This window comes from Pararhizobium sp. PWRC1-1, assembly GCF_049897905.1.
Classification (GTDB): domain Bacteria; phylum Pseudomonadota; class Alphaproteobacteria; order Rhizobiales; family Rhizobiaceae; genus Pararhizobium.
In genome coordinates, this window is sequence record NZ_JAFCXE010000008.1 from 159,316 (window position 1) to 172,222 (window position 12,907).

The 12,907-nt window shown below is 60.9% G+C and carries 4 protein-coding genes; 2 read left to right on the top strand and 2 right to left on the bottom strand.

The window, feature by feature from the left end; all coding sequences use genetic code 11:
* Positions 1-74: 74 nt before the first annotated feature.
* Together ACP7E0_RS14690 and ACP7E0_RS14695 are read right to left on the bottom strand one after the other, a co-directional pair.
* On the bottom strand, positions 75-8,579 hold the full coding sequence (locus ACP7E0_RS14690; protein WP_426125766.1) for a GH36-type glycosyl hydrolase domain-containing protein: 8,505 nt from the start codon (positions 8,577-8,579) through the stop codon (positions 75-77).
* 464 nt (positions 8,580-9,043) lie between these two features.
* Positions 9,044-9,937, bottom strand: a complete 894-nt coding sequence (locus ACP7E0_RS14695; protein ID WP_426125767.1) for a LysR family transcriptional regulator — start codon at positions 9,935-9,937, stop codon at positions 9,044-9,046.
* 115 nt (positions 9,938-10,052) lie between these two features.
* On the opposite strand from ACP7E0_RS14695, the gene hglS reads away from it, so the two are divergent.
* Entirely contained in the window at positions 10,053-11,453 is a 1,401-nt protein-coding gene (gene hglS / locus ACP7E0_RS14700) for a 2-oxoadipate dioxygenase/decarboxylase HglS (protein ID WP_426125768.1), read from the top strand.
* A 10-nt stretch (positions 11,454-11,463) separates the two neighbouring features.
* Positions 11,464-12,885, top strand: a complete 1,422-nt coding sequence (locus tag ACP7E0_RS14705; RefSeq protein ID WP_426125769.1) for an FAD-binding oxidoreductase — start codon at positions 11,464-11,466, stop codon at positions 12,883-12,885.
* Positions 12,886-12,907: the final 22 nt, after the last annotated feature.

The following is a 12,907-nucleotide window of genomic DNA, read 5'->3' on the forward strand; positions in this document are numbered from 1 at the left end:
CAGGCGATCAAAACAAAACCGGCTTTGCGCCTTCTGGTGCAAAGCCGGTCTCAGTCGTGATCATTCGCCGGCAGCTACAGCAAAACGCCTTCATGCGCGTTTTTTGTGACAGTATTATTGACGCTGACGATCGGCTCGCCGTTTTCAGCATTTTTTGTCACGGAAATCACATGCGGCTTGCCATCGATGGTCAGTGTCGCGGAGAATCCATCCCAGTCCTTCGGCAGGACAGGCTGGACGACCAACTTGTCTCCCTGCCGGCGGATGCCGAGAATGCCCTCGACCGCCGCCCGGTAGAGCCAGGCCGCAGAACCGGTGTACCAGGTCCAGCCGCCGCGTCCCGTCAGGTCGCCGTCGCCATAGATATCGGCGGCGACCACATAGGGCTCGACCCTATAGTGATCGGCGCTTTCGCGATCCTTCGAGTGATTGACCGGATTGAGCATCTCGAAGGCGCGCCAGGCGTCTTCGGTGCGGTTCTGTGCCGCCAGCGCCAGCACCACCCAGGTTGCCGCATGGGTATACTGGCCGCCGTTTTCGCGAACGCCGGGCGGATAGGCCTTGATATAACCGGGATCCTGCGCGGTTCCCGATAGCGGCGGGGTGAACAGGCGGATGATCTGGTGATCGCCATCAGCCAGTTCCGCCAGCACCGCATCCATGGCCTCCGCCGAGCGGACCGCATCGCCTTCGCCGGAGAGCACGCTCCACGACTGGGCAATCGAATCGATCCGGCACTCGCTGCTTTCGGCCGAACCGAGCGGCGTCCCATCATCATAATAGCCGCGACGATAGTGATTGCCATCCCAGCCGGCCGTTTCCAGGGCCTTCTTGAGGCTTTCCAGATGCGCCTCCCAGGCGAAAACCCGCTTGGTATCGCCGCGCTCACGCGCAATCACGAGGAAGGAGCGCAGCGTCGATGCAAGGAACCAGCCGAGCCAGACGCTGGTGCCGCGCCCCTCGATGCCGACACGGTTCATGCCGTCGTTCCAGTCGCCGCCGAGGATCAGCGGCAGGTCATTTTCGCCCTTGCGGGCAATGGCGAGGTCAAGCGCGATGGCGCAATGCTCATAGAGGCTGGCACGACGCTCCGACACGGCCGGCTGATAGAAGCTGTCATGCTGGCCGGGTTCGAGAGCAGCCCCTTCGATGAAGGCGATCTGCTCGTCGAGAATGTCCTTGTTTCCGGTGACCGAGCAATAATGCTGCACGGCATGGCCGAGCCAGACGACATCGTCGGAGATCAGCGTACGCACGCCGGCGCCGGTGTTCGGCAGCCACCAATGCAGCACATCGCCCTCGATAAACTGCCGTGCGGCAGCGTTCAGGATCTGTGCCCGGGCAAGTTCCGGCCGGTGTACGATGAAGGCCAGCGTGTCCTGCAGTTGGTCACGGAAGCCGAAGGCGCCGCTGGCCTGATAGAAGGCGGAGCGTGCAAGGATACGGCAGCCAAGGCTCTGATAGGGGAGCCAGGCATTGACCATGTTGTCGAACGCCTTGTCAGGCGTTTCGATCTGCAGCACACCGGTAAAGTCCTGCCAGTAGCTGTTGGACGCTTCAAGAACCGTGTCAAACGTGCTCTTGCGGGCCTCGGCGAGATGTTCGAGGGCCCGCCCGGCATTGTCGGAATCGCCAATATAGAACGTCAGTTCGCGGGTGGCACCCGGCTCCAGCGTCACATCGACCACGATCGCCGCACACGGATCGCCATCGGCCTCAACGGCTCCCGACAATACGCCGCCATCAAGCACAGCCTGCGGGGCATAAATGCTGCCCCCTTGGCCGAGGAACTCGCGCCGGCTGGAGGTGAATCCCGAAGGCATGTCGGTGGCCCCAAGGAAGGCGGTACGGCCGGAATAGTCGATGCTGTAAGGATTGGTCGCGAGCACCGCGCCGCTCGCCTCATCCTGATGCGACATAATGAACGGCGCCGTCTTTGCCCGGTTGTTGCCGAGCACCCATTCAGCATAGCCGTAAACCTTGAGGCTACGGGCTTCACTGGAGGTGTTGTTCAACAGCAGCCGCAGGTATTTGACGGGCGCGGTGCGATGAACGGTCTGGCCGACTTCGATCTCCAGACCGTCCTGTACGCTCTTGAAGACGGAGTAGCCGAGGCCATGCCGTGTTTCGAACTGGACCGACTTGCGGCGGGACAGGGCAGCATAGGGCGACAGGACCGCACCGCTGTCCATGTCGCGGATGAAGATCGCTTCACCGGGACGGTTGATGACCGGATCGTTGGTCCAGGGCGTCAGCTGATAGTCGCGCGAGTTGCGGCCCCAGGTGAAGGCGCCGCCTTCGGCAGCAACGTGGAAACCGAAAGCTTCATTGGAAATCACGTTGATCCAGGGCTGCGGCGTCGCTTCGCCACCGCGCAGACGGGTAACATATTCGCGGCCATCGGCGGAGAAACCGCCATAACCGTTCCAGAAGTCCAGCCCATCGCCGTTGATCTCAACGTTTTTAGCACTGCTCTCCTCGGTAATAACAGCAAGCAGAGGAGTTGCGGCAGCGGTGTCTTTAAGCGACGTCTTTTTAGGCGACGGTTTCGCCAGCAGATTTTCGGCGCGCGAAATCTGGTCAGAGATCTTGCCGTTGCGGGCATGGAACACGGCACGGGATGCGGACAGAAGCGCTGACCAGGTCTGCGGTTCCATGATATCGCGGCGAACCGCAAAGATGTGCTGGCGCGGGCCGTCGGACAGGCCACGCAGGCGCAGGTTTTCCGCCATCGCGTCGAGTGTGTGCTGCATGTCCTGCGCATAGGAGGAGGCACGCTCGTTGATGATCACCAGGTCTGCGGTGACGCCGCGCGAGCGCAGATATTCCTGTGCCCTCAAGGCCTCCCGCGCGATACCAAGATCGATGTCGTCGTTGATGCGGACGGCAAAGATCGGGAAATCGCCCGAGATCGATAGTGGCCAGAGTGCAGATTGCGGCGCGAGGCCGGCCTGTACCGTAGCGGTATCGGAGCGCAACTGCATGTCCGGGTAGACAAGGTAGCGGCCGAGCATCTGGAAGCTTGCCGCTTCCTGCGAGGTGACGCCGACATGGCGCATCTGCACCTGCGAGCGTGTCCAGGCGTGGATGAGCTCATGGTTGAAGCTGTCGGGATGGCGATAGCGATCAACAGCCTTGTCGATATCCTGACGGTTCGGCGCGGCGATGGTCCAGAAGATCACGCTGACCTTCTTGCCGGCCGGTACGCGCACGACGCGGCGCAGCGACACGATCGGATCGAGCGTATAGCCGTCCGAGCCGGAAAGCTTGGCGTCGGTATCGAAAGCCTGCGCCTCAGCCAGCGTGCGGCCCGTACCGATGAAGCGGCGGCGGTCCGTCTCTGCCTCGGTATGGCGGGTGCTGGCGGCATTATCCACGATCAGATGCGCAACCTGCATATCCGGCTCGCCGGGACTGCGTTTGTTGCGCGTGATGCGAATGACGTCGCCCTTCGGATCGACTTCCGTCTTCAGGAACATCTTGGCAAACAGCGGATGGGCGCTGTCGGTGTCATCCGTGGTCAGCACCGGTTCCGCATAGGAGGTCACCTCGATGAAGCGATCCTCTGTCCCGGTGTTGAGCAGGATCACCCGGCGGCCTTCGGCATCATGCTCGGTGGCGACGATGCATTCGACTTCGCTGGTGAGATCGCCGACGGTCTTGATGAACTCGGCCTTGTCGTCGCCGAAGCGGGTCGTGGTTTTTTCACCTTCGGCCCGACGCGGTTCAGCCGTCGCCGACCACCAATCTCCGGTGGTTGTGTCGCGCAGGAAGATGAACGTACCGGAACGGTCCTCAGTTGGATCGGCCTTCCAGCGGGCAACGGTCTGGCCGTTCCAGCGGGAATAGCCGGACCCAGTCGCCGTCAGCATCACCGCATAGTGGCCGTTCGACAGGAACACCGTCTCGCGGTCCTTGGCCAGCGGATTGGTGATGACCCGGACCTCGGGGCGCAGCAGATCTTCCTGGCTCTTGCCGAGCGATTCCGGTTCCTTCTTGGTGTTGATGATCGGGATGTCGCGCGGTGCCTTTTCCTGCAGCAGCAGTTCGGCGGCTTCGATGACCGGGTCGGCGTGGAACCACTCGCGCAGACGTCCATTGAAGACGACGTTGGCGACGGCCGCGATCGACATGCCGTGATGGTGAGCATAGTAGTTGCGCACGACGGCACAGGTCTTGCCTTCCGGCACGCGGGTCGGCGTAAAATCGACGGCATCGTGGAAACCATAGACGCCGAGAGCGCCAAGGCCGCGCAGACGCTCCAGATTGGCGATGGCAGCCTTCGGATCGTACATGCTGGCAAGGATCGAGGCATAAGGGGCGATGACGGCGTTCTGGCCGAGACCACGCTTCAGCCCCAGCGTCGGCACGCCGAAGTTGGTGTACTGATAGGTCAGTTCATGGTCGCGGGCATTGAAGGCCGCTTCGGAAATGCCCCACGGCGTGCCGAGGCGGCGGCCGTGGTTCATCTGTTCCTGAACGATCAGGTTGTTGGTCTGGTTGAGAATGCCGCCCTGACGCTCCTGCATGACCAGCGGCGGCATCAGGTATTCGAACATCGAGCCCGACCACGAAATCAGCGCCCCGCGCGCGCCGATCGGCACGATCGGGCGGCCAAGCTTATACCAGTGCTCCGTCGGCAGATCGCCCTTGGCGATGGCAAACAGGCTGGTGAGCCGGGCTTCGGATGCCAGAAGGTCGTAGCAGGCTTCGTCGAGTTCGTTGGCGTTGACGCGATAACCGATCGACAGCAGGCGCCGCTCCGGACGGAACAGGAAACTGAAATCCATCGTAAACGCAATATCGCGGGCCCGGTCGCGCACGACGATCAGGCGCTGACGCAGCACTTCGATGGCGCCGAGATCGAACACGCCGTCGGCAATATGGGCTTCGCAGGTGTTGACGAGCATGGTCGCCCATTTCGTCACTTCGCCGCTCTGGGCGCTCTTCACCTCATGGTCGAGATTGACGGTAAGCTTGTGAATGTCGCGTGCCAGAACGGCCAGGTTGATCACCCGGATGGAGGCGAATTCATGCTCGCGCTTGACGGCAGCAAGGGCATTTTGGAAGCCGGCAATCCGCTCTTCCATCAGGCGGCGCAGCGGCCGCACGGTCTTGCGGTCATCCGGCAGATCGGCGAGCACTTCGGACAGGATCGAGGCGACATCACCGATACCGTCGAGATTACCCTGCACATGCGCGGACGGGGCTTCCGCCCAGTCACGGCACATCGAGGATACTGCGATCAGATGGCCGGCGAGATTGCCGCTATCGACGGCGGAGACGTATTTCGGCTCCATCGTTTCCAGCGTGTCGGTCTTGTACCAGTTGAACAGATGGCCGCGGTATTTCGGCATGCGGTCGACCGTGGCGACCGTTTCTTCTAGCCGGCGAATGGTTTCCTCGAAACCGATCCAGCCGAAATCACGGGCAGACATGACGGAGAGCAGATAGACGCCGATATTCGTCGGCGAGGTGCGCTCGGCGAGGATCGGATGCGGGATTTCCTGGAAGTTGTCCGGCGGCAGGAAATGCTGCTCGGCGGTGACGAACTGCTCGAAATAGAGCCAGGTGCGGCGCGCGATCTTGCGCAGTTCTTCCACGACCTCGTCCGGTACGACCAGTTGGTCTTCGGTCTCGGCCGATTGGCTGACAAACCAGGCGATGGCCGGCGACAGGGCCCAGAGCAAGGCAAACGGAATGCCGATGAAGGGAAGACCGGTATCGGAAACTGCCGCCAGCAACAGCGAAAGGACCGACAGGACCGGTGCTATCCACATCGACCGATAGTAATCGAGGATGCTGCCGCCGGCCGAACTTTGGACCTGTGCGGCCGTGCGCCATTCCAGCATCAGCTTGCCGCTGACGAAGGTCCGGTAGATCGACCGCACGATCGCGTCCATCATCATCGCAGCCGAATGGGCGATGAAGACGATACGCAATGCGACCTGCGCATTGGCGGCCTGAATTTCAGAGAGAACGGCGTGCAGATGGGCGCGCGCGACGATGTCGTTGCGGCGCGGCATGATGCCTGAAATCAGCGACAGGGTGGGAGCGACGAACAGGCTGAAGATCAGCACGAACTGCCAGACTAGCGCCTGTGTCGGTTCCATGTAGTACCAGCCCATGACCGAGGCGATCAGCCAGGCGCAGGGGATGAGCGAACGGCGCAGGTTGTCGTACATCTTCCAGCGGCCAAGCATGCTGACGCCGTTGGACAGATTGAACATATACGGCAGAAGCTGCCAGTCGCCGCGTGCCCAGCGATGCTGGCGCGACATCTCGACTTCGTAGCGGATCGGGAAATCCTCGACCAGCTCGACATCGCTGACCAGCGCGCAATGCGCCAGCGAGCCTTCGAGCAGATCGTGGCTGAGAACCGCATTTTCCTCGATCTTGCCCTTCAGGGCAGCCTCGAAGGCATCGACATGATAAAGGCCCTTGCCAGTAAACGTGCCTTCGCCTGCGATGTCCTGATAGACGTCGGATACGGTGAAGACGTAGGGGTCGATACCGCGGTTGATCGAGAAGATGCGCTGGAATGCCGAAGCATCGCTACCGGTGGTCAAGGACGGAGTGACGCGCGGCTGCAGGATGCCGTAGCCGGCCGTGACCTTCTGCGTTACCGGATCGACGACCGGACGATTGATGGGGTGGTAGAGCTTGCCGACCAGCTTGGTCACCGCATCGCGCATCAGGCGCGTGTCGGAATCAAGCGTCATGACGTATTGGACATTTTCCGGCACGGTGTTGGCACCGGAGAGGAAACTGGTATCACTGTCGCCGCGCAGAAGCAGGTTCAGCTCATGCAGCTTGCCGCGCTTGCGCTCCCATCCCATCCACGCACCTTCGGCCTCGTTGTAAAGGCGGCGGCGATGCAGCAGATAGAAGCGGGTGCGGCCATCATGGGCATAGCGGGCGCTCAGCGTTTCGATCTCGGCCTTGGCATATTCCAGCACTTCGAGATCGGCCGCGGTTTCCTCCTCCAGGCTATCGACCCAGTCGCTGACCAGTGCGAAATAGATTTCGCCCTTCGGATTGGCGAGATAGTGAACTTCAAGATTGCGCACCAGTTCATCGACATGATCCCGCTTGGAAATCAGGCAGGGAACAACGACGAGAGTTCGCGCATCCTCCGGAATACCCTCAAGGAACTCGTATCCGACCAGCCGTGATGGCGTGACGAAGAGCGTGACCAGCGTGTTGAAGAGGCCGGCCGCACCTTCGGAAGCCGGAAGGGCGAACAGCAACAGCATAATCAGCTTGGCGCCCGTCGGAATTGCCATCGGGCTGACGAAAACGTAGACGGCAATCATCGCAAGGATGGTCAGGAAGATGTTCGGGCCGGCAATCGCAAACCAGTCTAGCTTCCGGCCAAGGCGAATGATGGTCTGGAGGATCGACGGACGATAGCCGATCTTTTCTTCCAGCAGGCGACGCTGCTTGCCGACGAGGAAGCCGCCGACATTCGGCTCATGCGGCATATCGATGGTGCTAGCGTCGGCCTTGACCATTCCAAGCGCGATCTGCGTGACTTCAAGCTCGGAACTGCCGGAACGGCGGGCAAGCCGTTCGATGGTGTTGCGGTACTTGTTGCGCGATCCGAAATCCAGGGCGGAATAATCCGACCCCTCGCGTAAAGCGCCGTCCAGCTTGCTGACGCTTTCGAACCAGACTGCCCAGTCATTGTCATCGATTTCGCGCAGGCTGCGGATGATGTTGCTCATCGTCGCATTGCCCGACGATAGCCGGTTCTGCTCGGCGACCAGAGCTTCCTCGACATCGCTGCCGCGCTTTTCCAGCTGTTCTTCCAGCCAGGTGATGACGAAGCCGGAGGTCTGCGAACCGTCCCGCAGCCGGTAGAGCAGTTGGGCGGCGAAGGTATTATCAGCACAGAGCGGCTCGGCTTCCGCCAGCACCGATTTGAATTTCTCAGGCGACCCGAGACGGACGATCTGGTCGGCGACGTCATTTGCTTTGTTGCGCATGTTGCGCGACCGGTCGACCCGGATGGCGATGCGCCGCAGATTTTCGATCAGCACGAACCGGACGATCGACGGCAGCGCCCACAATTCGCCGATCTTGAAGGTCTCGTGCTCCTGGAAGCCGGCGACCATGGCCGTCAGGCTTTCACGCGAAACCGTGCTGTGGGTATGGGCGATATAGAGCCAGGCCAGCGCCATGGTGCGCGGGATCGTCGTGCCGGCAACCGCTAGGGTGGGCAGCTGACGATAGAACTTGCGCGGAAAATCGCGCCGCACTTCCTGGATCGATTCCTCCACCAGATAATGATTGTCGAGCAGCCATTCGGCAGCAGGCGTGATCGAGGCACCGGCTTCGACGTCGGTGGCCGTGACCTTGTAGACGCGAAAAATCTCGTCTTCATTTTCGCGATGGCGGGGACGGAACTCGAAGGGGAAAAACCCCGGAAGGCTCGAAACGCCGTCACGGGCGAGCGCGGCACCGCATCCACGAAGCTCATCGATAGTGAAATAGGTCGAGCGGATCGAATCGTTGTAATCGATCGGCTTGATCTCAGCTTCGCGCGGAGGCGTGGAAGGCGTATTTTGAAAGTTCATGGGTACGGGTTCTGGGTCCAGGCGGTGTTGAAGGGTCCGGCCGTCATGCCGGATGGGCGGTAGCCCTGATGTTTGGCTTTGCGCCGCCACGACCCTAAACACTCATCCGTGTTCTGCCATCAGCCATAAGGTCTCACGCAGGCGGGAAACCGTTGACTTTGGCGCGGCCCGGAAGGGCCTTTAAGGTCGTGAAGGCGGCGGTCGCTTCGTTGTCAGGGGCTGCGTGATGCAAGAACTGGGCATTTTTTAGCCGTAGTGCCAATGCGTTGCAAGCAGTGGGGCCTATTCTGGAGACGAATTCCATGCCGCAACGCCAAAGAACGGCCGTTGTCGCGGTCCTCCTTCCCAGCAAATGATGTGAAACCCCTGACGCTTATCTTTTCGGCATTGCTTATCCAGTCGGCAACGCGCGGAGCACGAAAAGGTTCCACCTTTTATATTGCGGCGCAGCGAAGGCGTGGCATTCAACCAACTTGGCTGACGATCCATGCGCGGAAAGCCTGACTGATCGGATTTTCCAGCTTGCCCTCCGGCACCACCAGATAATAGCTGTTTTCCGTCTGCATCGGCCGGTCGAACACGACGCGCAGCCGGTCGGCCGCAAGCTCCTGCTCGATCAGGTATCGCGGCAATAGCGCAAAACCGAGACCGACGACTGCCGCTTCGATGACCATGGAAAACTGATCGAACCGATTGCCGCGATAGGCCGATTTCATCTCGCCGCCATTGCTCTCGAACCACTGCGCCCACATCTTCGGCCGGGTGGCGAGATGCAGCAGCGGCTTGTGTTCGAGTTCGCCCGGCTCCTGCATCGGATTGAGGGCCAGAAGGGCCGGGCTTGCCACCGGCACGATGATCTCGCTGCAAAGATAGCTGCAGGTGGCATGCGCCCAGACCGGCTGGCCGTAGTGAATGGCGAGATCGAAGTTTTGTTCTTCGAAGTCGAATGGTTGCGATCGCGAGGCGATATTGATCACCGTGCCGGGATGCTGGTTGAGAAAGTCCGGCAGGCGCGGTGTCAGCCAGCGGCTGCCGAAGGTTGGCAGCGATGCGACGGAGAGGGTGGATTCGGAGCGGGCAGAGGCCATGGCGCGCACCATCAGTTCTTCTGACTGGGTCAGCAGCCGGCGCACCTCGGGCAGGAATTTCTGGCCGGCATCGGAGAGAATGACCCGCTGGCGGATGCGCTCGAACAGGAGCACGCCGATCTGGCTTTCGAGGTCCTTGATCTGGCGGCTGACGGCGCTCTGGGTCAGGTTCAGCTCTGCGGCGGCCTGCGTAAAACTGCCGTGACGCGCAGCACACTCGAATGCTTGCAGCGTGGTGACGTCCGGGACCAGTCTTCTGCTCAACTTCATTCCAGCCTCGCATGATCATAGTCATAACCGTCGCAATCAATGCCCCTTCGCACCATATATGATACGAAAAGAGAATGATCACCATTATCCCTTCCATACTGCGAGGCGCGTTGCCGTGAAAGAGAATAGTTTCGTATCCACCGACCTTATCCGCTCGGCCTTTTCCGCGGCGATGTCGGCCATGTACCGCACAGAGGTGCCGGCCTATGGCACATTGATGGAACTGGTGGGCAAGGTGAACGCCGAAACGCTGACTGCCGACCCGGATTTACAGGCCCGTCTCGAGGACACGGATTCGCTGGAACGCATCTCCGAAGAGCGCCACGGCGCAATCCGGCTCGGCACGCCTGCCGAGCTGTCGATGATGCGCCGCGTCTTTGCCGTCATGGGCATGCTGCCGGTCGGCTATTACGATCTGTCGACCGCCGGCGTGCCGGTCCATTCGACGGCCTTCCGCCCGGTCGGCGATGCCGCCTTGAAGAAAAACCCTTTTCGCGTCTTCACATCGCTGCTGCGGCTTGATCTGATCGCCGATGCAGCTTTGCGCAATGAAGCCGAACAGATTTTGTCTCGGCGCCAGATTTTCACCGACGGCGCCATCGCGCTGACGGAGAAGGCGGAAAAGCAGGGCGGCCTTGATAAGGCCGATGCCGAGCGTTTCGTAGCCGAGGCCTTGGAAACCTTCCGTTGGCACGACAAGGCCAATGTCAGCCCCGACATGTACCACCGGCTGCATGACGCTCACCGGCTGATCGCTGATGTCGTCTCGTTCAAGGGCCCGCATATCAACCATCTGACGCCGCGCACGCTGGATATCGATGCCGTCCAGGCCCGCATGCCCGATTACGCGATCGCCCCGAAGGCGACGATCGAAGGCCCGCCGACCCGCAAATGCGCCATCCTTCTGCGCCAGACCTCGTTCAAGGCGCTGGAAGAACCGGTTTCCTTCCAGGCTGCCGATGGCAGCTGGCATGAGGGCTCGCATACCGCCCGTTTCGGCGAGATCGAACAGCGCGGCATTGCCCTGACCCCGAAGGGCCGGACGCTCTACGACGACCTGCTAAACGCGTCGCGCAAGATCGTCCGCCCGGCGGCCGACGGCTCGAATGCGGCGGAATACGAAAAGGCGCTTTCGGATGCCTTCATCCCCTTCCCCGATACATGGGCCGGCATTCGCGCCGAAGGTCTTGGTTATTTCGCCTATTCACTGACCGCCAGGGGCCGCAAGGCAAAGGCCGAGGCATCCCGGAGCCTCGACAGCCTGATCGCTGACGGCCTCGTTCAGTTCGACCCGATCGTCTACGAGGACTTCCTGCCCGTCAGCGCCGCCGGCATCTTCCAGTCCAATCTCGGCGACGACGCTGCCCAGGAATTCGTTGCAAGCCCCAACCAGCAGCGGTTCGAGCTTGATCTCGGTGCCAGGGTGCTGAACGAGTTCGATCACTATGCCGGTATAGAACAGGCTTCGATCGCCGATATCAGACAGATGCTTTCGTCTGCGCAGGCAGCGGAGTAAAGCTGAAACGATGATCGACCAGAACCACGTCGCAGCATTGACCGCACTCCTCGGTGACAAGGGCATTGTCACCGGCGGCAGTGATGTGGCGGCCTACCAGACCGGCGCGCGCTATGACCAGGGCCGCGCCGCCATCGTCCTGCGTCCGCAGACCACCGAAGAGGTGTCGGCGGCGGTTTCCTATTGCGTGAAGAACGGCATCGTTGTCATTCCGCAATCCGGAAACACCGGTCTTGTTTCTGGCTCGACCCCGGATACGACAGGCTCGCAGGCGGTCCTCAGCCTCGACCGGATGACAAAGCGCTTTGATCTCGATCTCGACAACCGATCGCTGCGCGCCGATGCCGGTTTCCGGCTCTCCGACATCAACCAGAAGCTCGAAAAACACGGCCTGTTCTTCCCGATCGACCTTGGCGCCGATCCGCGGCTCGGCGGCATGCTGGCGACCAATACCGGCGGTTCGCGCTTCCTGAAATATGGCGACGTGCGCCGCAACACGCTGGGCATCAAGGTGGTTCTGGCCGACGAGGAGGGCACGATCCTCGACCTGACGTCTGAACTCCGCAAGAACAATACCGGCATCGACTGGAAGCAAGTCTTCATCGGCACATCCGGCGCCTTCGGCATTATCACCGAATGCGTCTTGAATATCGAACCAATGCCAAAGCAGGTGGCGACCGCCTATCTGGTGCCCACCACTGGCGCCCATGTCATGCCGCTATTGCGGGCTATGGAAGACCGGCTCGGCGCCTATCTCTCGGCCTTTGAAGGTATCTCGAAGAATTCGGTTACTGCGGCGCTCGATCATGTGCCATCGCTGAAAAACCCGTTTCAGGGCGGCAACGTGCCTGACTATGTGATCCTCGCCGAGATTTCCCGCACCTGGGAATCGCGCGAGGGTGAGCAGTCGCTCGATGCGGTGCTGGAAACGGTGCTTACCGATATCTGGGAAACGGAAGAAGCGCCGCTTGCCGATGCCTTCGTCGGTCCTGCCCATGAAATGTGGTCGCTGCGTCATGCCCTATCGGAAGGCGTCAAGCACTCGGGAAAACTGATCGCCTTCGATCTTTCCTTCCGCAGAGGTGATATCATGGCCTTCTGCGACCGCATGAAGGCCGATATGCCGCAAGCCTTTCCGGAGGTGACGATCTGCGATTTCGGCCATATCGGCGATGGCGGCGTGCATTTCAATCTCGTCGTGCCGAAGGACAGCGCTTCGGCGTCGGACGCGGATTTCGAGCGGCGGCTGCGCGACTGGGTGTTTGCCATCGCCGTGCAGGATTTCAACGGCAGCTTCAGTGCCGAACATGCCATCGGCCGCAAGAACCAGGCCTATTACGACCTTTATACGCAACAGAAGATCAAGGACATGGCCCAAGGCCTCAAAGCCATCACCTCGCCGGGAGAACTCGGTGCGGTGCACTTTGGATAGTCCTTCGACCAAGAAAACGGGA

Bases quoted from the DNA above. Each gene is read 5' to 3' on its own strand.
- ACP7E0_RS14705 (WP_426125769.1), top strand. From the start codon at position 11,464: ATGATCGACCAGAACCACGTCGCAGCATTGACCGCACTCCTCGGTGAC.
- ACP7E0_RS14695 (WP_426125767.1), bottom strand. From the start codon at position 9,937: ATGAAGTTGAGCAGAAGACTGGTCCCGGACGTCACCACGCTGCAAGCA.
- ACP7E0_RS14690 (WP_426125766.1), bottom strand. From the start codon at position 8,579: ATGAACTTTCAAAATACGCCTTCCACGCCTCCGCGCGAAGCTGAGATC.